18 protein-coding genes are annotated in these 21,088 nt (G+C 68.8%); 10 read left to right on the top strand and 8 right to left on the bottom strand.

What is annotated here, in order from left to right; all coding sequences use genetic code 11:
- The first annotated feature begins 24 nt into the window (after positions 1 to 24).
- The 5 genes from HR086_RS03010 (at position 25) to HR086_RS02990 (ending at position 6,403) form a co-directional block, all read left to right on the top strand.
- Positions 25 to 2,388 carry a tetratricopeptide repeat protein gene (locus HR086_RS03010; protein WP_174464809.1) on the top strand — a complete coding sequence of 788 codons (2,364 nt, stop codon included), beginning with the start codon at positions 25 to 27 and terminating at the stop codon, positions 2,386 to 2,388.
- Between the two features lie 308 nt (positions 2,389 to 2,696).
- The gene (gene cyoE, locus HR086_RS03005) at positions 2,697 to 3,581 is read left to right on the top strand and encodes a heme o synthase (RefSeq protein WP_141642756.1); all 885 of its coding nucleotides are present in this window, start codon (positions 2,697 to 2,699) and stop codon (positions 3,579 to 3,581) included.
- 30 nt (positions 3,582 to 3,611) lie between these two features.
- Positions 3,612 to 4,601 (top strand): ABC transporter ATP-binding protein, encoded by a 990-nt coding sequence (locus HR086_RS03000; RefSeq protein WP_174464808.1) that lies wholly within the window; start codon positions 3,612 to 3,614, stop codon positions 4,599 to 4,601.
- A complete protein-coding gene (locus HR086_RS02995) occupies positions 4,598 to 5,452 on the top strand; it encodes an ABC transporter permease (protein ID WP_141642754.1) in 855 nt (284 codons plus the stop codon). The genes HR086_RS03000 and HR086_RS02995 overlap by 4 nt, the downstream gene beginning before the upstream one ends.
- A gap of 84 nt (positions 5,453 to 5,536) precedes the next feature.
- Positions 5,537 to 6,403 (top strand): carboxypeptidase regulatory-like domain-containing protein, encoded by an 867-nt coding sequence (locus HR086_RS02990; protein ID WP_174464807.1) that lies wholly within the window; start codon positions 5,537 to 5,539, stop codon positions 6,401 to 6,403.
- A 275-nt stretch (positions 6,404 to 6,678) separates the two neighbouring features.
- Here HR086_RS02990 and HR086_RS02985 read toward each other — a convergent pair whose 3' ends face one another.
- From HR086_RS02985 to HR086_RS02970, 4 genes are read right to left on the bottom strand one after another with little or no spacing between them, the layout of a single operon-like run.
- Positions 6,679 to 8,277, bottom strand: a complete 1,599-nt coding sequence (locus tag HR086_RS02985) for an ATP-binding protein (protein ID WP_254626152.1) — start codon at positions 8,275 to 8,277, stop codon at positions 6,679 to 6,681.
- A complete protein-coding gene (locus tag HR086_RS02980; protein ID WP_141642752.1) occupies positions 8,277 to 8,957 on the bottom strand; it encodes a response regulator transcription factor in 681 nt (226 codons plus the stop codon). The genes HR086_RS02985 and HR086_RS02980 overlap by 1 nt, the downstream gene beginning before the upstream one ends.
- Positions 8,958 to 8,971: 14 nt before the next feature.
- Positions 8,972 to 9,205 carry a hypothetical protein gene (locus tag HR086_RS02975; RefSeq protein WP_141642751.1) on the bottom strand — a complete coding sequence of 78 codons (234 nt, stop codon included), beginning with the start codon at positions 9,203 to 9,205 and terminating at the stop codon, positions 8,972 to 8,974.
- Positions 9,206 to 9,246: 41 nt separating this feature from the next.
- Positions 9,247 to 9,762, bottom strand: a complete 516-nt coding sequence (locus HR086_RS02970; protein ID WP_141642750.1) for a periplasmic heavy metal sensor — start codon at positions 9,760 to 9,762, stop codon at positions 9,247 to 9,249.
- A gap of 356 nt (positions 9,763 to 10,118) precedes the next feature.
- Between HR086_RS02970 and HR086_RS02965 the strand changes: the two genes are divergently transcribed.
- Together HR086_RS02965 and HR086_RS02960 are read left to right on the top strand one after the other, a co-directional pair.
- Positions 10,119 to 10,325, top strand: a complete 207-nt coding sequence (locus HR086_RS02965) for a cold-shock protein (RefSeq protein WP_141642749.1) — start codon at positions 10,119 to 10,121, stop codon at positions 10,323 to 10,325.
- Positions 10,326 to 10,526: 201 nt separating this feature from the next.
- On the top strand, positions 10,527 to 10,898 hold the full coding sequence (locus HR086_RS02960; protein ID WP_141642748.1) for a cupin domain-containing protein: 372 nt from the start codon (positions 10,527 to 10,529) through the stop codon (positions 10,896 to 10,898).
- A gap of 75 nt (positions 10,899 to 10,973) precedes the next feature.
- Here HR086_RS02960 and HR086_RS02955 read toward each other — a convergent pair whose 3' ends face one another.
- The 3 genes from HR086_RS02955 to HR086_RS02945 all read right to left on the bottom strand — a co-directional run bounded on the left by HR086_RS02955 (position 10,974) and on the right by HR086_RS02945 (position 15,978).
- On the bottom strand, positions 10,974 to 14,981 hold the full coding sequence (locus HR086_RS02955) for a tetratricopeptide repeat protein (protein ID WP_174464806.1): 4,008 nt from the start codon (positions 14,979 to 14,981) through the stop codon (positions 10,974 to 10,976).
- Positions 14,982 to 15,076: 95 nt separating this feature from the next.
- Positions 15,077 to 15,502 (bottom strand): DoxX family protein, encoded by a 426-nt coding sequence (locus HR086_RS02950; RefSeq protein WP_174464805.1) that lies wholly within the window; start codon positions 15,500 to 15,502, stop codon positions 15,077 to 15,079.
- 26 nt (positions 15,503 to 15,528) lie between these two features.
- Complete coding sequence (locus tag HR086_RS02945; RefSeq protein ID WP_174464804.1) at positions 15,529 to 15,978, bottom strand: hypothetical protein; 450 nt, start codon at positions 15,976 to 15,978, stop codon at positions 15,529 to 15,531.
- A gap of 688 nt (positions 15,979 to 16,666) precedes the next feature.
- Between HR086_RS02945 and HR086_RS02940 the strand changes: the two genes are divergently transcribed.
- Complete coding sequence (locus HR086_RS02940) at positions 16,667 to 18,046, top strand: DUF2254 domain-containing protein (protein ID WP_174464803.1); 1,380 nt, start codon at positions 16,667 to 16,669, stop codon at positions 18,044 to 18,046.
- A 24-nt stretch (positions 18,047 to 18,070) separates the two neighbouring features.
- Here HR086_RS02940 and HR086_RS02935 read toward each other — a convergent pair whose 3' ends face one another.
- Complete coding sequence (locus HR086_RS02935) at positions 18,071 to 18,682, bottom strand: hypothetical protein (RefSeq protein ID WP_174464802.1); 612 nt, start codon at positions 18,680 to 18,682, stop codon at positions 18,071 to 18,073.
- Between the two features lie 178 nt (positions 18,683 to 18,860).
- On the opposite strand from HR086_RS02935, the gene HR086_RS02930 reads away from it, so the two are divergent.
- The gene (locus tag HR086_RS02930; RefSeq protein WP_141642742.1) at positions 18,861 to 19,397 is read left to right on the top strand and encodes an AAA family ATPase; all 537 of its coding nucleotides are present in this window, start codon (positions 18,861 to 18,863) and stop codon (positions 19,395 to 19,397) included.
- Between the two features lie 565 nt (positions 19,398 to 19,962).
- The gene (locus HR086_RS02925; protein ID WP_174464801.1) at positions 19,963 to 21,048 is read left to right on the top strand and encodes a hypothetical protein; all 1,086 of its coding nucleotides are present in this window, start codon (positions 19,963 to 19,965) and stop codon (positions 21,046 to 21,048) included.
- Positions 21,049 to 21,088 lie beyond the last annotated feature (40 nt).

Below are 21,088 nucleotides of genomic sequence, written 5' to 3'. Positions count from 1 at the left end.
CGCCCGGTGTCCCTCCCCCCGGTAATGTCTACCTCCCCTTCAAAGACGTTGAGCCCGGCCGAGCTCGCGAAGCTCGAACACGCGTTCGCTTCAGACCCTTCGTCCGCCGCCTATAAGCCCTTGGCCGAAGCGTACCTGAGCATGGGTCGCTTCATGGAGGCGATGGTCGTCTGCAAGAAGGGCGTGAAGGCGCATCCCAACGCCGCGGACCCGCGCGTCCTCCTGGCCCGTGTCTATGCCGACCAGGGCAAGGACAAGAAGGCCCTGGAAGAAGCGCTCGGCGCGCTCCAGGTCCAACCCGAGGACAAGGCCGCGCTGCGGCTGGCTGGCGCCATCCAGCTCAAGACGGGTGAAGCCGAGCCCGGCAAGGCGAACCTCCTCAAGGCCTACAGCGTGGATCCGGGAGACCCGGACACCGTCACGCTGCTGCAGCAGCACAAAATCGAGCCGCCGCGCCCCGCCGCGCCCGCGCCGGTCGTCGCGCCGCCGGTGCTGACTCCGTCCGCCACCCAGCAGTCCGCGTCGGCCCTCTCCAACGTCGCCGCCACGGCGGGCGCGGAGGCGCAGGCTTCCGTCGCGCCCACGCCGAGGCCCCCGTCGACTCCGCGCCCTCCTGCGGGCCCTTCCGCCCCGGTGCGCAACGAGGCGCCCCAGCGCGCCACCCCCCAACGCCGCCCGCAGCAGGTGGTGGTGGAAGAGGTGGACGACGAGGATGACGACTCGCCCCGGCATCGCGGCGGTGGGCGTGCCTCCAGTGGACGCGGCAAGCTGGTGACGCTGGCGCTGCTGGTGGCCATCCCGGTGTTCGCCGGTGGCTACGGCTGGTACACGGCGCACACCCGGAAGATCTCCCGCGAGCTGAAGAAGCACCTGGAAGGCTCCGCGGAGCTCCTCAAGCGCGACTCCTTCGACAGCTACAAGAAGGCGTGCGAGGAGGCCGACAAGGCGCTGGAGGTGAACTCCGACTCCGGTCTGGCCCATGGTTACCTGGCGTACGCCTACGCCATCCGCTGGGGTGAGCACGGCGGTGGTGACGATGCACGCCGTCGCGCCGAGGAGCATCTGGCCGCGGGCATGAAGGCGGGCGACGTCAGCTCGCACCTCATCGCGGCCGAGGCGCTCGTCCAGACGTACGGCGGCAAGGGCAAGGACGCGCTGGGCAAGCTGGAGGAGAAGGTGCGGGCCCTGGACTCACAGGGACGCTCCAGCTCGCTCCTGTACCTGACGCTGGGCCTCATCCAGATGAACGCGGGCGACCTGGACCGCGCGCGGGACACCCTGGAGCGCGCGCAGACGCTCGCTCCGGACGACCCGCGCGTCTACTCCGGCCTGGGCGCCGTCTACCGCCGGCTGGGCCAGGACAACACCGCCTGGAAGAACTACGACCTCGCGCTGCGCTACGCGAAGGACCACCCCGAGTCGCTCCTGGGCCGCTCCCTGCTGATGCTGGAGCAGGATGAGCCCAACTTCGGCCTGGTCCAGACGATGCTCAAGAAGCTGCTGGAGGCGGAGCCGCCGCCGTCGCCCCGTCAGCTGGCCGCCGCGCATCTGGCGCGCTCGCTGCTGGTCAGCCGCGTGTCCGCCGAACTGCCGGAGCTGAAGCCGGACGTGCAGCAGAAGCTGGTGGAGGCCACCGCGGTGCCGCTGGAGAAGGACAAGGCGCGCGCGGAGATGCTCAAGAGCGAGGAGACGGGCTTCTCGCTCGACAAGCAGAACCCGGAGCTGCACCTCATCAAGGGCCGCCGGCTCCTGACGGAAGGCAACTTCGAGCAGGCCGCCGAGGAGATTCGCAAGGCCATCCGCGTGGACTCCTCGCGCGCCCAGTTCCACGTCGAGCTGGCCAAGGCCCTCATGGGCAAGCAGGGTGGCGAGAAGGAAGCCGCCGAGGCGCTCCAGACCGCCCTCAAGACGATGGGCGACAGCCCCAAGCTGGTGGTCATGCTGGGCAACGCCCTGCGCCGCCAGGGCAAGCTGGATGACGCCCTGACGCAGTACCAGCGCGCCGTGAAGGACCCGAAGGCGAAGAACCCCGAGGCCCGCCTGGCCATGGGCACCATCTACCGGGAGCGCTCCGACTGGCCCAAGGCCCAGGAGCAGTTGGAGAAGGCGAGCCAGGAGTTCGTCGGTCAGCCCGAGCGGTCGGCCGTGGCGCTCACCGAGCTGGCGCGCGTCTTCCAGGGCAAGGGCGACGCGGCGAAGGCGGACGAGACGTACCAGCGCGCGCTCAACGCCGACGAGGGCTTCACCCCGGCGTACTACTACTACGCCACGCTGCTCTCGAAGGACGCCAAGCAGACCCCGAAGGCGAAGATGCTGGCGCAGGAGTACCTCAAGCGCGAGCCGAGCGGTGAGCACGCCAACGCCGCTCGCTCCCTCTCCGGAGGGTGAGCGGGGTCCGACTCCGTCGCCGGGGTCGGACAAGCGGGGCTGATGCGCGCGGGCAGCACGGCGCGCATCGTGCCCGCGGGCCTGGGTTGATGTGGCCCGGGCCCGAGGCTATGCCCCAGGTGTTTGCCTTCCCACGATTGTCAGGACACGAAGACGCGGACCCGGGCCCCCCAAGGGTGCCGGGCGGGCGGCCGTTCGCGGGCGCCCTGTCGCGGTGACGTGTCCTTGCCCACCCCCGGGTGGTGCTTGTATGGGAGGGCCGTCAACGCGTCGGCAGTGCCCCTGTCACGCCCTCCCCTGGAGTCCGCTTGAGCGCGCGTGCAGAGTCCATGTCGACGACCGCGTCCGACCTGATCTCCCTGATGAAGCCGAGGCTGTCGAGCCTCGTCCTCATCACCACCGCGGGTGGCATGTGGCTGGCGCCTGGACCGCTGGCCACGGGAAATGCCCTGGTGACGTTGCTGGCCACGGCCGGCACGGTGGGCGCGGCCAACGCGCTCAACTGCTACTGGGAGCGTCACAGCGACCGGTTCATGGCCCGCACGCAGAACCGGCCACTGCCCTCCGGGCGGATGGAGCCGGCGGTGGCGCTGTGGTTCGGCATCTCCCTGGCGGCGGTGTCCCTGCCTGCGCTCGCGCTGGGGGCCAACGTGCTGACGGCGGCCCTGGGCCTGCTGGCGCTGCTCAGCTACGTGCTGGCGTACACGCCGCTCAAGGCGCGCACCTCGGCGGCCATGCTGGTGGGCGCGGTGCCGGGCGCGCTGCCTCCGCTCATGGGCTGGACGGCGGTGACGGACCGGCTGGACGCGGGCGGCTTCTCGCTCTTCGCCATCCTCTTCCTGTGGCAGATGCCGCACTTCATCGCCATCGCCCTGTTCCGCAAGGAGGAGTACGCGGCGGCGGGTCTCAAGTCGGTGCCCCTGGAGCGCGGGGACGAGTCCAGCCGCGCCCAGATTGTCCTCTACCTGGTGGCGCTGGTGCCGATGACGCTGTTGCCCTTCCAACTGCACATCGCCGGCTCCTGGTACCTGGCGGCGGCGGTGGCGCTGGGCCTGAGCTTCCTGGGCCTGGGAGCGTGGGGGTTCTTCCGCCGACTCGGGAAGCCCTGGGCGCGGCAGGCGTTCTTCTTCTCGTTGATCTACCTTACCGGACTGTTCGCGGCGCTGAGCCTGGACCGCGTTCCGCGCGGCTAGCGCGCGGGTGCCGGCGGGACACACCGCCCCATGCCTGATACCTCGGTCTCCACCCCTCCGGTTCCGCTGCTCCACCTCGAGGGGCTGACCCGACGTTTCAAGGGCCGCGTCGCCGTGGACGGTTTGACGCTGTCCGTGCGGCCCGGCGAAATCCTGGGCCTCCTGGGCCCCAATGGCGCGGGCAAGTCCACCACCTTCCAGATTCTGGCGGGCCTTTTGGCCCCGGACTCGGGTCAGGTGCGCTTCGCGGGGCGGGAGCTGTCGCTCAGCGACCCGGCCCTGCGCCGGCAGATGGGCATCATCTTTCAGCGCGGCAGCCTGGATGACCTGCTGACCGCGCGGGAGAACCTGATGCTCGGGGCCCGGCTGTACGGGCTGGCCGGGGAGCGGGCGCGCGAGCGGGTGGAGTCGATGCTCACGCTCATCGGCCTCGCGGACCGGGGTGATGAGCGCGTGGGCACGTGGTCTGGTGGCATGCGCCGCAGGCTGGAGCTGGCGCGAGCGCTGGTGCACCAGCCGCGCGTGGTGCTGATGGACGAGCCCACGCAGGGCCTGGACGAGGCGGCCTTCCGCACCTTCTGGGCGCACCTGAAGCGGCTGCGCGACGCGGAGGGCATCACCGTGCTGCTGACCACGCACCGGGCCGACGAGGCGGAGGTGTGTGACCGCCTTGCGGTGCTCGACGCGGGCAGGCTGGTGGCGTGCGACACGCCGGCCGCGCTGGCCTCGCGCATGGGCGGGGACATCCTCACCGTGGAGGCGGCCGAGCCCGAGTCGCTGGCGCGCGAGGTGCGCGAGAAGCTGGGTGTGGACGCGAAGGTGGTGGAGGGGAAGGTGCAGGTGGAGGCCCGGCAGGGGCATGCGCTGGTGCCTCGGCTGGTGGAGGCCTTTCCGGCAGGCAGGTTGTCGTCCGTCTCGTTGCGCCGGCCCACGCTGGCGGACGTGTTCCTCCAGCTCACCGGGCGCGCGCTGGGCGCCGATGTGCCGGCCGCGGAGCCCGCGCCGAGGAAACGCCGATGACCGCCGAGATCTCCACCGCGCAACCCCCCGTGACAGCCGTCGCTCCGGCGCCATCCCTTCCTGGGACGCTTGCATTGCAGTGGGCGACGGTGCGCGTGCTGATGGCGCGCGACGTGGTGCGCTTCTTCCGTCAGCCCAGCCGCGTCGTGGGCGCGTTGGCGCAGCCCATCCTGTTCTGGTTCGTCATCGGCTCGGGCTTCGCCGGCTCGTTCCGCGTCGAGGGCGCGCAGGGGCTGGGCTACCAGCAGTTCTTCTTCCCGGGCGTCGTCACCATGGTGCTGCTGTTCAGCGCCATCTTCGCGACGATTACCGTCATCGAGGACCGGCGGGAGGGCTTCCTCCAGGCGGTGCTCGCCGGGCCGGGCTCGCGGCTGGCGGTGGTGCTGGGCAAGGCGCTGGGCTCGTCGGCCATCGCGCTGATGCAGGCGTCGCTGTTCCTGCTGCTGGCGCCGCTGGCGGGCGTGAGCGCGGCCACCGTCAACCTGCCGCTCTTGTTCTCGGTGATGGTGCTGTCGGCGCTGGCGCTGACGGGCATGGGCATGTCGCTGGCGTGGTGGGTGCGCTCCAGCGCGGGCTACCACGCGGTGATGAGCATCGTGCTGCTGCCCATGTGGGTGCTGTCCGGGGCGATGTTCCCGCTCAAGGGCGCGGGGACGTGGCTGTCGTGGGTGATGGTGCTCAACCCCATGCGCTTCTCCGTGGAGGGCGTGCGTCGGGCGCTCTACGGCGCGGAGGCGTCGGTGGTGGTGGGCTCGCCCATGTCGGGGACGGGGCTGGAGGTGCCGGTGCTGCTCGCGTTCGCGACGGTGTTCGTCGGACTGGCCGCGGTGAGCGTCAGCCGTCGCGAATAGCGCGGACGCGCCGTTGGACAGGTCGGCGTCCTTTGACTACGAGGGGACGCGGACGATGAACTGGTTCACCGAGGAGATTGCACGATGACGCTGCGCACGCTCGGCCTGTCGATGCTGGGAGCCGCGGGGCTGCTGGCCCTGCCCGCTTGCAAGAAGGAGGAGGCTCCCGCCACTCCGCCACCTACCACCCAGGCACCGCCCCCCTCGGCGGCCCGCGCTACGGAGCCTGGCGCCGAGCACGCGGCGACGCCGATTCAGGCGGACAAGGACCCGGGGAACGAACAGGGGAAGGTCGCCGTGCCCGCGGGCAACGGTGCGGTGAAGGGGACTGTGACGTTCACCGGCACGCCTCCCGCCGCGGCCGACCTGCCGCCGAACACCGACCCGGCTTGCGAGGGGCGCGGCTCGAAGGACGAGGCGGTGCTGGTGAAGGACGGCAAGCTCCAGAACGTGCTGGTGCGCGTGAAGGGGACCGTGGCCGGGGCGCCGGCCGCGCCGAGTGCTCCGGTGGTGGTGGACCAGACGAAGTGCACCTATGTGCCTCGCGTCCAGGGCGCGGTGGCGGGGCAATCGGTCGTCTTCAAGAACAGCGACGGCACGCTGCACAACGTGCGCGGCGTGGTGGGGACGAAGGCGGCCTTCAACGTCGCGCAGCCGCCCTCGGGCGCGCCGGTCCAGAAGCCCGTGCCGCCGGCGGATGACGTGTTGAAGCTCAAGTGCGACGTGCACCCGTGGATGACCGCGTTCGTGGTGAGCAACCCGAACCCGTACTTCGCCACGACGGGCGCGGATGGCGCCTTCGCGCTTCAGGGGCTGCCCGCGGGCACGTACACCGTGGAGGCGTGGCACGAGACGCTCGGGACGAAGACGACCGAAGTCACGGTGAAGGACGGTGCTCCGGCCGAGGTCTCCTTCGCGTTCTCCTCCGAGGACACGTCCGCGAAGAAGTAGACCCGCGCCTGTCTCCGCGATGCGGGCCTGAATCCAGGCCCGTGTCGCGTGCCGCCGAGGAAGCCGCGAAGAAGTAGACCCGCGCCTGTCTTCGCGATGCGCGCCTGAATCCGGGCCCGTGTCGCGTGCCGCCGGGGATGCCTCCGCGAAGAAGTAGACCCGCGCCTGTCTCCGCGATGCGGGACTGAATCCAGGCCCGTGTCGCGTGCCGCCGGGGAAGCCGCGAAGAAAGAGCCCCGTGCCTTTGAGCGGGGATCCACTCCCCCCGGGTCTGCCTACGCCGCCGGCCGCTCGATGGCGTCCGGTGGCCCCGCCTTCTTCACCGTGAAGCCCACGCGCGCGCCGCCGCCGTCGCGATTCTCCGCGAACGTCTCTCCGCCGTGTGCCCGGGCAATCCGCTGCACCAGCGCGAGCCCCAGGCCCAGCGAGCCCGCCTCGCGCGCTTCGCCACCCCGGTCCTTCCGGTAGAAGGGCTGGAAGATGCGAGTCTCCTCGCCCGGCTGGAGTCCTGGACCCCGGTCCTCGACGCAGAACGCGAGGTGCTCTCCCTGCTCCTGTACCCGCAGCTTCTCCACGCCACCCCCATGCCGCCGGGCGTTGTCGAGCAGGTTGGCCAACGCGCGCCCCAACAGCGTCGCGTCTCCCACCAGCCCCGTCTCCGGCGCATCCACGTCGAGCATCTCCAGCGCGAGCCCCGCGCGCTCCATCGCCTGGGTCGCGAGCGTGCGCCCATCCAGAACGCGAGGCGTGAGCTGACCGAAGTCCAGCCGTGAGCTTGCGAGCAGCTCGCCCACCAACGCGTCCAGCTCCACCACCTCGCGGTCCACCTGGTCCAGCGTCTTGGGATTGCCACCGCCGTCGCGCAGCAGCTCCGTCAGCACGCGCAGCCGCGCCAGGGGCGTGCGCAGCTCATGGGACACCGCCGCGAGCAGCTCCCGCTGGTCCGCCACCTGTTTCTCGATGCGCCCCGCCATGTGGTTGAAGGCGACGGCCAGCACGGTGAACTCCCCCGTCGCATGCGGGAGGACCTCCGCGCGCGCGTTGAGCCGTCCCGCGCCCAGCGCCTCGGTGGCCTGCACCAGCGCATCCACGGGCTTGGCGAGCCTGCGCGCCATCTTCCCGGACGCCATCCACAGCATGAGACACGCCGCGAGCAACGGCAGCATCACCTTCAACGGAGTCTTGCCGCGCGCCAGCCCGTTGCAGACGCGCACCTGTCCCAGGGTCGTGCCCGCGCGCACGACGGGGAGGGTGAACTCGGCGTGTTTGCACAACCCACCCGCCAGCACGAGCAGCTTGCCGCTCGCGTCCGTCACCTCCACTTCGATGTCCAGGTCCTTCGCGAAGGACTGTGCCAGGGCGTCTCGCCGCGCGGGCTCGCTCCACACCTCCTCGAAGCGGTGGCTCGCGAAGTCCTTCAGCCGCATCATCTCCTGCTTCCACGTGTTGCCACCCACCAGGCTGAACACCGTGGCCACCACGACGCCGGTCATGAAGATGCTCAGGCCGTACCACAGGAACAGCCGCCGATGCAGGCGTGAGCGCACGAAGTGCCCGAGCCGGCTCATGCCCCAGTAGTGGTGCCGCCAGTGCGCGCGCTGCTGGCGCTTCCAGTGGAGATGCGCGCGGCGGTGATGTGCCTCCCACGCTTCCAGGGGGTTGGAGAACGGACCTCGGCGGCGGTCCTTCGCCTCCTTGCCATCGTCCTTGTCGGCCTGGGTCCACTCTCCCTGGGGCGGGCACGCGCCTTCGCGTTCCCCCTGCAGCCACCGCGCGATGGCGTCGGGGTCGTCCGACTCCGGACCCCAGGAGGGTTCGCACGGGTCCTTCTGATTCCAGGGCCCTCGGCCTCGCTTGCCGTCGCGGCGGCCCATCAGAGTCCCTCTTTGGCGAAGACGTAGCCCACGCCGCGCACCGTCTTGATGAGCCGGGAGCCCACGTCGCCCAGCTTCTGGCGCAGATGCGAGATGTGCACGTCCACCGTGCGCTCGCCCACCACCGTGTCGCTGCGGCCCGCTTCACCCAGCAGCGCGTCGCGGGGGATGACCCGCCCGGCCCGGCGCACCAGCGCCACCAGCAGGTCGAACTCCAGCCCCGTGAGGTCCACCAGCTTTCCTTCCGCGCGCACCTCGCGCCCGGCGACGTCGATGGACAACCCTCCCGCCTCCAGTCGGTCCGCCACCGACGAGGGCTGCGAGCGGCGCAGCACCGCGCGCAGGCGGGCCAGCAGCTCACGCGGACTGAAGGGCTTGGGGAGGTAGTCGTCCGCGCCCAGCTCCAGCCCCACCACGCGGTCCGTCTCATCGCCCTTCGCGGTGAGCATGACGACGGGAATGCGGCTCTTGGCGCGGATGCGCTTGCACACCTCCAGGCCGTCCATGCCCGGCATCATCACGTCGAGCAGCACCGCGTCGTAGGCGCTGGCCTCCAGCGCCGCGAGCCCTCGGCCACCGTCGGCGGCATGGGTGACGTTGACGCCGTTTTGCCCCAGGTACTGCGCGAGCAGCTCGTAGAGGCGGGAATCATCGTCGATGAGCAGGACACGTGTGGACATGGACGGAGTGGAGTCTAGCGCGGCCCCGGCGCGGGGGCCTGGGCCGTTGAGGAAGACGGCGACTCGGGCTGCGCGGGGGCGGCCGAGTGGAACGTGGGCGAGTTGCCCCAGGGCCCTCGAGAATCCCAGCGCTCCGCCCACCCGCCAGCATGGCAGTGGCGGCGGTGGCGGGCGATGCTGGCGAAGCCGGAGGCATAGCCTCCGAGGGTTCCCAGGGCGAGCAGGACGATGAGCAGGCGACGGCGCATGGCGGAGTTCCTCTGACGTTTGTTCGGGGAAGGGGAGCGGCTCACACCATCCGCTGGTCGTCACCGCGCCATCCGCCACGCCCGCCGCAGTGACGCCCGTGCCAGCCCGGGCCGCCGCGCCAGCCATGGCCCCAGCCGTGCTCGAGCATGTCCGCCAGTTCGCGCCGCTGGCGCGCATCCAGCGCTTCATGCACCTGCGAGAGCGCGCCCTGGAGTGAGCGACGGGCGTTCTCCAGCGCCACGTCGTGCCGCGTGAACAGCTCGCGCAGCGCGGCGCCATCGAAGTGCTCTCCGCGCAGCGCGTTGCCCAGGGCCGAGCGGCTGGGGCCCACCTCATCGCGCAGCTTGTCGAAGGCCTCCGTCACCTCCTCGGTGGCCTGGATGATGACCTTCTCCTGACCGGGGGACGTCTCCAGCCGCTCGAACAGCCAGCGCAGCCTCATCCGCCAGCCAAACCGGCTGCCGCGCCTGTGAGCGTGGTGATGCCAGCGACGTCCGCCCTTCACCGTGTAGACGAGGCCGGCGAGGCACGCGGTACCCAACAAGAATCCGAACATGGGTCCTGCTCCTTCAAGAGTGCGGGCCCGAAGTAGGGCGCGCACCGGGTTTGATGGGCAGGAAGGTAGAGAACGGGTGTGAAGGGCGCGCCGGAGCCGCATGAAGAAACGTGAAGGACCCGGTGCGGGTTCGGCGCGTTCGGGATGAAGAGGCGAATGTGGCCTGTTCATCTCCCGAGCGATTTTCAGCCTCTCGGATTGTCCTCTGGTCGACGGCCGCCTGCCCGCTGGGCGGAGGTCGGGTGGACAAAGGAAATCGGGAGGTAGATTGTCGCGGCAGTGTCGGAGCGATGTCCGCCCCGCACTGGTGGTCCGGCTGGTCCCGGGTCGCCGTCTAGCAGAAAGAAGAAGGTCACATGGCAATCGGTACTGTGAAGTGGTTCAACGACGCCAAGGGTTTCGGCTTCATCGCTCAAGAGGGCGGCGAAGACGTGTTCTGCCACCACACGGCCATCAATATGGATGGCTTCCGCACCCTCCAGGAGGGTCAGCGGGTGGAGTTCGAGGTGACCCGTGGCCCCAAGGGGCTGCAGGCCCAGAACGTTCGCGCTTACAACGGCTAGCGTCATTCCTGGCCACCCTTGAGTGAGCCCGAGGCCCGGTCTTCCCACAGGGAAGGCTGGGCCTTCGTCTTTGGTGCGAACAGGCCCGTCGAGCAGGCGAGCGCCCGTGCGGGCCACGTCGAGACTCGCCCCCTTCCTTACCTTCATGGCTGAGCGCGGCGCACCCGCCGCCTGACGCCCGAGGGCGAAGGAGACCAAGGCATGGGGGATACCAGCGTGAAGAAGGTGGAGAGCCGGCACTCGCCCCGGGGAGACATGGGGCAGAAGTACCTGGCCTCCGGCGTACGAGTGTCCATGCGGCTGTGGGAGGACGAGCCACCCGGGGAGCCCCGGCCCGCGTCCCCTCGCGACTATGAGACGGTGGGCTTCGTGCTGAAGGGCCGCGCGGAGCTGCACCTGGAGGGGCAGGTCATCCTGCTCAACCCCGGTGACTCGTGGCTCGTGCCGCGAGGCTCCAGCCACACGTACAAGATTCTCGAGACGTTCTCCGCGGTGGAGGCCACCAGTCCTCCCGCGGCGGTGCATGGCCGTGACGAGGGCGCGGAGAAGGAGAAGAAGCCCGCGAAGGCCTGAGGGGTTTCGCGAGGTCGGGAGTCGACGGGGTCGCCACTCGCGATGGAGGCGGGCGGTGACCCCGTCGATGCCAGCTCAGGTGTCGCGAAGGGGCGGAAGCCTGGCGCGGGTCCACATCTCGCGAAGTCGTGCGCGGAGCGCCTCGGGTGTTTCGGTCAGCAGCCGCGCGAAGTCCGCGGTCGCATCCCCCAACAGCTCGGGCTCCCGGTCGCGCATGAAGCCCGTGGCGGCCTGGACGAGCCATGAGGCCGACTCCTCCCTCTGCCCGCACTCCAGCTCCAGGATGCCCAACTGGAGGCGGGTTTCAGTGGAGACGCGCCGTTTGCCAAGCTTCTCCCGGAGGGCGAGCGCCTTGAGGTACCACGTCCGTGCCGCCTCGAACTCCCGCTGCTCCCGGGCGAGCCCCCCGAGCCGGTGGCAGACCATGGCCGCGTGGTCCTCGCTTCCCAGCTTCTCGTCGAGGACGAGCGCCTGGAGGAACCACGTCTGGGCCGCCGCGAAGTCCTTCCGCCTCCGGGCATTCGCCCCGAGCCGGAAGTAGCCGCTCGCCACGTCCCGCTGGTGGCCCCGCTTCTCGTCGATGGCGAGCGCCTTGCGGTACCACGCCTCGGTCTCCTCGAAGTCCTGCCGCTCCCGAGCAACTCTCCCGAGCTTGGTGCATGTTCGAGCCACCGCGTTCTCGTCACCCTGCTTCTCCTGGCTCGCGAGCGCCTTCAGGTACCAGGATTGAGCCGCCTCGAAGTCCTCCCGGTTGAGGGCGACCCTTCCCAGGTCGGAACAGGTGTTGGCCGCGTCGTGCACGTACTCCTGTTTCTCTTCGAGGGCGAGCACCTTGAGGAGCCACGTCTCGGTCGCCGCGAAGTCCTCCCGTTCCTCCGTCACCGTCGCGAGCTGCTCGCAGGTGTGGAGCACCGCGTCCTCGTCGCCTTGCTTCTCCCGGATGGCGAGCAACGGGAGGTACCACGCCTCGGCCGCCGCGAAGTTCCGCCGCGCACGGGCCAGGGTGGCGAGCCGCGAATACAGGCCGGCCATGCCGCGCTCATCGCCCAGGCGTTGGTAGAGGGCGAGTGCCTTGCGGTAGCACGTCTGGGCGGCCTCGAAGTTCCTCCGCTTGCTCGCGACGATGCCGAGCTGGGTATAGCTGATGGCCGCGTCGTGCTCGTTGCCCAGTCTCTCCTCGATGGCCACCGACTTGCGGTACCACGCCTCGGCCGCTTCGAAGTTCCGCTGTTCGTGGGCGAGCCTCCCCAGTTGATAGGCGGTGCCCGCGAGGGTGCGCTCCTCGCCCCGCAGCTCATCCAGGGCGAGCGACTTGAGGAACCACGCCTCGGCGACCTCGAGGTCTCTCTGCGCCCAGACCACCCTCCCGAGCTGGTGGCAGTACGCGGCGGTGCTGGCCTCGTCGCCCTCCGCTTCCACGAGGGCGAGCGCCTTGAGGTACCACGTCTCCGCCTCCTCGAAGTCCTTCTGTGCTTCGGCGACCTCCGCGAGCAGTTTGTAGGTGGCGTCGTCGTAGGCGTTGCCCTGTTTCTCCTCGAGGGCCAGTGCCTTGCGGAACCAGATCTCGGCCGCGTCGAGGTCTTTCCTCGACCGTGCCACCTTCCCAATCTGGTAGTAGGCGTAGACGGTGCTGTGCAGCTCGCTTGTCTTCTCGAGGATGCCGAGCTGTTTGAGGTACCACGCCTCGGCCGCTTCGAAGTCCTTGCGCTTCCGGGCCAGGTCCCCGAGCAGGTAGTAGGTGCTCTCGGCGAGGGACTCGTCGCCCCGCGCTTGCGCGTCGGCGAGGGCCTTGAGGTACCAGGCCTCCGCCGCCTCGTAGTCCCGACGTTCCTCGGCGGTGCTCCCGAGCGAATGGTAGAAGTCGGCCGTGCCTTGCGCTCCGTTGCAAGAGCGCTCCTTGCGGTGCCACGTCTCGGCCGCCTCGAAGTCTCGCCGCTTCTCCGCGAGCCTGGAGAGGGAGCCATAAAGACTGCCCTCTCCGCGCTTGTCTCCCCGAGCCACTCTGATGGTGAGCGACTTGAGGTACCACGCCTCGGCCGCCACGAAGTCGCACAGCTTCTCGGCGACGCCGCCGAGCCAGAAGCAGGTCTGGTCCAGGCCGTCCGTGTCGGGGTTCTGCTCCTCGATGGCGAGCGCCTTGAGGAGCCAGGTCTCGGCCTCCTTGAAGTCCTCCTTCTCCTTCGAGATATCCGCGAGCAGGTGGTAGAGGCGGCCGTTGTCGTTCGCGTGGCCTTGCTTCTCTTCGAGCGCCAGCGCCTTGAGATACCAGGCCTTGGCTGCGTCGAGGTCTCGTTGCTCCAGGGCGGCATCTCCGAACTGGTGGTAGGTCGCCACGGTACTTGCTTCGCCGCCTGGCTTTCCCTCGACTGCGAACTCCTTGCGAAACCACGTCTCGGCCGCCTCGAAGTCACTCCGCTTCTCCGCGAGCCTCCCGAGCTGATGGCAGGTCCTCGCGGTGCCGTACGCGTCGCCCTGCCTTTCCAGGAGGGCGACTGACTTGCGGAACCATTGCTCGGACGCCTCGAAGTTCTGGCGCACCCGGGCAAGCTTTCCGAGCTGGTGACAGGTGTTGCCGACGCTGAGTTCGTTGCCCTGCTTCTCTTCGAGGACGAGCGCCTGGAGGAACAACGTCTTGGCCGCATCGAGCCGACTGCGCGCGTGGGCGAGCCTCCCGAGCAGATGGAGGGCGACCGCCATCGCCGCCTCATCGCGTTCGGAGGCCCATTCCAGCAGGTCCTTGGACAGCCGCTCGGCCTCGGTGAGGTCGCCCAGGTTCAGGGCGTGGCGGGTGAGTGCCTGGGTCAGCGTCGAGCGCAGCGCCGCCAACCCATGTGCCTTGGCGAGCTCCAAGGCGTGGTGGAAGTTGGCGCCGTGGAAGAAGAAGGGGTCGCGTTGCTCGTCGAGCGACCAGGGTTTGACCTGGCTTGCGACCTGACCCATCCGTTCGACGAACGCCCGCTCCCAGTCCTCCCGGTTCTCACGGACGTGGGTTCTCAAGTACCGGGTGAGGACGGGCTGGAGCGCATGGACGCCCGGCTTGTGTGGAGACACCAGCCCCGCGATGGCGAGGAGCCCGAAGAGCCGCTCGACCTGTTCGGAGTCGGGGGCCCCGGGAACCGACGCTCCCATCCTGACGATGTCCGCGGACTCCGCGAAGCGCTCATGCAAGCCGAGCGGCACGAGCAGTGAGCGCAGCTCCTCGGGCAGCCTCGCGGTGAAGAGTCGCAGCGTGGCCACCATCTTCGCGAAGGATGCGCCCCCATCGAGTCCCGGCCCGGCGCTCGCCTCACGCAGGGTCTTCAAGAGGACTGCTGCTTCCGGGTCTTCCAGGTGGGGAAGGGCCATCCGCATCATCAACGGGTGGCCTTCCATGGCCTCCATCAGCGCGACCTCGTCCGGGGTCCTCCGGTCCGGTGTCCCCGCGGGGGTGCGAAGAAGGGTGGCGCGAAAGCGCCATCGCTCCTCTTCCGGCAGGCCATCCAGGCGGATTCGGGTGACGAGCGACTCGTCGAGCCACTTCTCTTCATCGTGGCTGATGATGAGCACCCGGGTCTTGCCGCCCCGCAGTTGCTCCAGGAACCGCTTGAGCCACGCGCGGTCTTCGGCGGGAAGCAACCCTCGCGTGGACTCGAATTGGTCCCAGACCACGACGTGTGGCTTGCGCTTCAACTGCCGCGACACGATGACCTTGGCGCCCATCGGTTGCGACAGTGCGTCGTGGTCCTGGAACTCCACCACGAACGGGTTGATGACATGCTCGGCGCTGCGGATGTCGCTGAAGTCGAACCAGAACGCCTTCTCGCGGAGCTTCTCCTTCGTCGACAGCCCGTGCAGGAAGGCGCGGACCAGCGTGGTCTTTCCGATACCCGCGGGTCCGTGAACGAGGATGCCCACCGGGGACTGGCGCATCGCGCGCCACAGCTCGCTGAGTGGGTTCTTTCGGCTGTGCAATGAGAGGAGGCTCACGCCGACATGTACCTCGCGAGGAAGCCTCGGGTGTTCGTCCTGCTCCGTGTCACGCTTCGAAGGGGGCTCGCTCTGGCCGCTGACAGCGACCTGGGGCGCCTCGTCGTTTTCAGTCATCAATGGCGGGTATTTCAACCCGATGGCATCTGTATGGGGAGTACAGCGTGTCCCAGAGCGCCCTGCGGCGCAAGGCCGCGCCACTTCAAGGTCCGTCAACTCCGAGGCTGGATGGGGGCTCGGGAGCGTCGCCCCCAGGCGACGAAGAGCGAGAGGCCGACGAGCAGGAAGTTGAAGGGCGTATTCGCGGCCTCTCCGCGTGAGAGGTGGAAGAGGATGGCGGAGACCTGGAGCGCCGCGCAGCCCAGCGCGGCGAGGACTGTCAGGCCCGGCTTGATTCGAGTGAGCGAGGGCAGGACGACGCCAATCCCGCCGAGCAGGTCGAACAGCGCCGTTGTGTACAGGAACGCCACCGGAACCTGACCTGTCCACGGAATCATCGCGGCGAGCGCTGCGACTGGCGTCAGGAGCTTCCAGAGGCCGGTGCCGGCGAAGAGGACTCCCAGGAGTGCCTGAACGAGCCACAGACTGGCGGGGAGCGTCTTGGATGGACTCGTGCTGCCGGTGATCGCCGTGGTCATGGAATTCCTCGGGTTCTGCTCTGGTGCTACCAATCGCGCTCCCAGCCCACGACGCGGGGATGGGCATCGCGGTTGAAGAATACCTGGAGACGTCCCCCCAGAAGGTAGAATGGCAAGGGCTCGTACTCCCATGTAACGGTGGGGCCCGACGAGGGCACACTGATGCTGGAGGGGAGTCCAAGGACTCGCTCGACTTCGGCCTGCGTGCGCCCTTCCAGCGCCGCTTGCCGTGCCCGCTCCACCAGTGCATCCACCCGCGCCGAGTTGATGGGCTCCAGCACTGCTGCCTGCATCCAGGGGTTGACGAGGATGATGAGTCCCACGAGTCCCCACGCGAAGCGCAGCTCGCGCAGCTTTCGGTCGCGCAGCCACGTCAGCAGGATGAGGTATCCCACCGCGAAGCCGGAAGGGCAGAACCCGAAGAGGAAGATCCCGGTGAGCGGCACATCACGATAGAGGGATGCCAGTGAAGTCATGCGTGTCGCTCGTCTCCGATGAAATTCGTGCCTCCGGCGCTGGCGCCGTGAACCCTAGCAGAGCGCGCTTCCAATGCCTCTTGTGAGGCGGAGGCGAGAGCCGCTCAGGCTGGCGCGAGGCATGCTCCAGGACAAACAGGAACCCGCCCGGACGTGCGTGTCCTGGCGGGTGCGTCTGATGGCCCTACGGCGACCAGCGAATGCGCCTGACGCCGCCGTGGTTCGAGCACCTGCCCTGGGCCCCGTCGCGGCCGTTGCCGCATACCTGGTAGGAACTGGCCACGTCGCCGTCACAACAACGGACCTCGCACGTGCGCCATCCTGGAACGCACGCACGACCCACAAGGCATGACGACGCAGCTCCACGACTCTCATGGCCTCCTCCACTTCGTTCCGCGTCTGCAGGGTCCTGAATTTCAGACGCAGATAGGAATACGCCCCGGTGTCTGTGAATTAAGCGCCGTCGTACTTGGGGCGGGGTCCGAGTTGGCCAGTGGTCGTTTGCCGTTGATTCCAGATGGAATCATCCCATGCCGCCACGAGAACCCCTCGGTCGAATGCGAGCACCGCGAACGGACGTCCGAGGCCGCGCCGGGCCGCAGGGCCCCCGTGCATTGCAGGGGCCTGTCCGTGCTTCCACCTTCATCCAGGGCGTGCGACGCGAGGCCCCGGGGCGGAGGCGCGGCACATGGTGGGCGCACGGACGTTCGGACACGGGCTCGAAAGGCTGCCTGCCCCGAGGCTCGTGGCGGCCCACGACTTCCACCGGAGCCGCTGGTGGTTGCGCCAGTCACTCTGGTGGATGCCCATCGTGGGCGCGCTGCTGGGCGGCCTCATGGGCGTGGTGCTGGTGCGGCCTCCTTCGGGGCTCTCGCCCGTTTTGCGGGGCGTGGCGTGGGATGCCTCTGTGGTCGAAGCCCGGACCATGCTCTCCACGGTGCTGGGCATCGTCCTGACCTCGCTGAGTGTCGTGCTGTCGCTGTCCATGATCGTGGTCCAGAACGCCGCCGCGCAGTACTCGCCACGCTTGCTGCGCATGTACCTGCGGGGCCCGGGCATCCGCTTCATCATTCCCATCTTCATCTCCACGAGCATCTTCTGCCTCGTGGCGACGGAGATGCTTGGGTTCACGCCCACCGATGGACGGTATCCGCGGCCCGCGCTCGGCATGGCCATGGTGCTGCTCATCCTCTGTGAGGCGGCGCTGGTGTTCCATGTCCTCAACACCTTCCAGTTGATGCGCGTGGAGAACATCGTCCGGCAGATCCGCCAGGATGCGTTGGACGGCGCCCGCGCGCTGGCGCGGCGCCGGAGGCACGACGTGGAGCCGCCCCAGCCGGCGCGGACGTCCTCTCAAGACACCGTCGTGTTCCGGGCTCACGGACAAGGCTTTGTCGTGGACGTGGACGGGGCCTCGCTCTTGTCGTGGGCCGAGGCGCGGGGACTCGAGGTGCATGTGGACGTGGCCATCGGCGAGCCCGTGACGCGGGGCGCGGTGCTGGGGCGGGTGGCGCCAGGACGGCCCGAGGTCTTCCCTCATCTGGAGAAGGCCATCCTGCTGGGCCGCTGGCGCGAGCAGGGCTCGGATGTGGCGCTGTGCATGCGGCAGCTCGTGGACATGGCCGTCAAGGCTCTCTCACCCGCCGTCAACGACCCCTATACGGCCCTGGAGGTGGTGGATCAGCTCACCTTCCTGCTGTGCGCGCTGGAGCCGATGCGACTGGGGCCGCGCGTGCTCGCGGATTCCTCGGGGCGCCCACGGGTGTTCCTCCGCGCGGCCACGTTCCGCGACTACCTGTCGCTCGCCACCCGGCAGATCCTCCGCTACGGCGCTGGCGAGCCCATGGTGGTGCTCCGCCTGCAGCGGCTGGCGGGAGAGGTCGGCCAGCGCGCCACGACGGAGGAGACGCGGCAGGCGGTGCGGGACGCCCTGCACCTCATCCAGGCCGAGGCGGAGCGCGCCCAGGTGGGCATGCCGGACCTCCAGGAGCTCCGACGCCATGGCGCGGCGATGGAGCGCTTGATGGAAGGAGGCGCCATGCCTCCTGTTCCGATGCTCGCTTTCTAGCCCCTCGGGTGGGTGGCGGACGGCTCAGGGCCGTACGTCTTCCCCGAGTCGACGCAGGGCGCTGGCCAGGTCCGCGCCCATGGCGAGCACCTGGGCCCGTGTGTCCGGGAGGTCCTGGCCCGTGCGGGAACCGGAGACGTCGAGGGAGAGGCGCGCGCTGGCGGACTGGGAGCCGCACCGCACCTCGAGTTGTCCCTGGAGTCCGAGCTGGAGGGCACCATTCACGGGCCGGGAGCCGCTGCCTCCGTTGAATCTCATCATGGACGTGCAGCCGCGTTCAGGAGGAAGCGGGCAGGAGCCCTCGTTGATGGTGAAGGTGGTCTCGCCCGTCATCGTCGCGAGGATGCCGGTGCCACAGTTCATGTCGTTGAGATGGACATGCACCCTGCTGCGGACGCTGTGGGTGGCGTCGATTCGGACGACATCCCGGATGGGGGTGAAGTCCGTGCGACCATTCAGCTCGGTGCCCAGGGTCCCCGTGACGTCATACGTGCCCGTGACGTTGGGACGATGGTCGGGCTGGTTGTCGTCCGGAGGTTCCACGTACCCCGGCTCCTCCGGGGACTTGGAATCACTCTCACCACACGCACTGAGTGCCAGCAGGGCAACCGCCATCAAGATGCGCGAACGCAGCATCTGGGCTCCCTTTCAAGGGGACGAAACGCGAGACATCACTGCCGGCCTTGCTGCCCCGCGTTCAGGGAACCCCGGAGGTCTATTTCCCGCGCAACGAAAGTTGCAGGTGTGCCCATGCCCGGCCACCCGTTCGTTCCGTGCTGACGTCGCGGGGGGCCGACTGTTAGAGCGCTGATGCATGCGAATCGCCATCTCCGGGACTCATCGCGCGGGGAAGTCCACCCTCATCGAGGAGTTGTCCGACCTCCTCCCCACCTACGTGACGGTGGATGAGCCGTACCACCAGATGGAGGAGGAGGGGTACGCGTTCGCGGAGACCCCGTCGGTCGAGGATTTCGAAGCGCAGCTCGCGCGCTCCATCGACAACCTGGAGGAGGGCACCCGCGACGTGTTGTTCGACCGATGTCCGGTGGACTTCATCGGATACCTGTTGGCCCACGAGGACAGCGACGCGTTCGACCTCGATGCGTGGCTCCCGCGCGTACGCGGCGCGCTCCAGAAGTTGGATTTGATCGTCCTCGTCGGCATCGAGCGCCCGGACCGGGTCTCGCTCTCCGCCTCGGACGACAAGGCGCTGCGTCTGGCTGTCGACGAGAAGTTGAAGGACCTCCTCCTCGAGGATGCTCACGGCTTCGAAGTGGAGGTGCTCGAGGTCGAAGGTTCTCCGAGAGCGCGTGCGAAACAGGTGCTCGCGCACCTCTCTGAAGCAGATTGATAATGAGACGCTCCTGTTGACTGACGCATGTGACCTGCCGTTAAAGTGTCGCTCGCAGGGGCCGAAGAGAGCGCTGACGTGGTCAAGGTGGAGTGGTTGCGATGCGTCGTGAAGGCGGCCCTGCTGAGGGGCGGCCCTGCCCGTGCTGACTCCGATGTGCCTGGCTGGGGAACAACGACGTCCGGGCGTGCCCCGTCAGACGTGTTGAGTCCCCCCAAGAACCTCCTCGTGGCGGGTGGCCCAGGAGTCTGTCCTTGACCCACGGACTTCCTCGGAACTCCCCGGAGTAGTTCGCATCCCCTGGGCAGCCCCTGACGCGAGAGCTCGTCGGCTCGCTCCGGGTCCGTCGCCGTTTCACGCATTTCTCCTCCTTCGCCAGAACTCCATGCTCTTGCCTCAATCACAAGCGCGGCTCGCGCTCATTCTCTTGTTTTGTCTGGGCCTCCTGCCACTCGAAGAAGCCCATGCCGCCTGTATCGACGGGGAGACGGTTTCCTGTTCGTCCGGCGCGTGTCAGGGAACCCGAATCTGTGAAGGAACCGCCTACGGGCCCTGCACCTATTCAGTGGAGTCCACCACCCCGTGCTCTGTCTGCGGGCGCAACGGGAAGCTCCAATGTAGTGCCACGGGAAGCACCATCCCCGGCTCCTGCACCGCGTTGCGGGACGAACTCTGTAACAGCTGCGACGACGACGGCGATGGCGCCGTGGACGAGGGCCTGTCGGGGCTGTCGTGCACCATGGCCAATGGCTGCGGTGGCGTCAGCGTGTGCGCGTCGGGGGCGAGCACCTGTGCCTGGACCGCGGGCAGCACGAAGGCCTGTGACTGGTGCGGGCCGAGCGGCCGCTCCGTCTGTGGGCAGGACGGCTCCGTTGGACCGTGTCAGCCCGTGTCTCCCTCTCGCGAGGTCGAGTGCAACCGCTGTGACGACAACAAGGACGGCATCCCCGACGGGGCCACGGGCAACGCGGAGTCCTGCAACGGGCAGGACGACGACTGTGACGGTGCCATCGATGAGGGGAGCAGCGGCATCGAGGGGGATGTGTGCCAGGTGGATGTCGTGCAGGCCTGCTGCGAGCCCACGACCTGCCAGGCCCAGGGCAAGAACTGCGGCGCCCTCGCGGATGGCTGTGGTGGGACGCTGAACTGCGGGACCTGCCCGAGCGGCCAGTCCTGTGGCGCTGGAGGGGTGGCCAACGTCTGCGCGTGTACCCCCATTCCGCAGGCTACCGCGTGCAACGGCAAGTGCGGCCTGGTGCCCAACGGGTGTAACGGCTCGTGGAATTGCGGCGGCTGCGCCGGCACGCAAACGTGTGGAGGAGGTGGCACGCCGAACGTCTGCGGCTGCACCGCACTCCCGCAGTCCACCGTCTGTGCCGGAAAGAACTGCGGCACGGTGTCCGACGGCTGCGGTGGCTCCTACTCCTGTGGCGGCTCCTGCTCGGGCGCCAACACCTGTGGCGGTGGCGGTACGCCCAACGTCTGCGGTTGCGCTGTCTACGAGGACGCCTGCGACGGCAGGGAGTGCGGAACCGCGAGCAATGGCTGCGGTGGGACGGTGAACTGCGGCAGTTGCTCGGGAGGTGCCTACTGCCGAGCGGGTGTCTGCACGGGCGGCTCCGAACCCATGAAATCAGAGCAGCGGCGATGAGGCGCACTTCGGACGTCGTCTCTCGGGACCTCCAGGACAT

The organism is Myxococcus sp. CA039A (genome assembly GCF_013336645.1).
GTDB lineage: Bacteria > Myxococcota > Myxococcia > Myxococcales > Myxococcaceae > Myxococcus > Myxococcus llanfairpwllgwyngyllgogerychwyrndrobwllllantysiliogogogochensis.
Note: the sequence above shows the minus strand (reverse complement) of the source record. Positions and strands in the feature narration are given on the sequence as shown.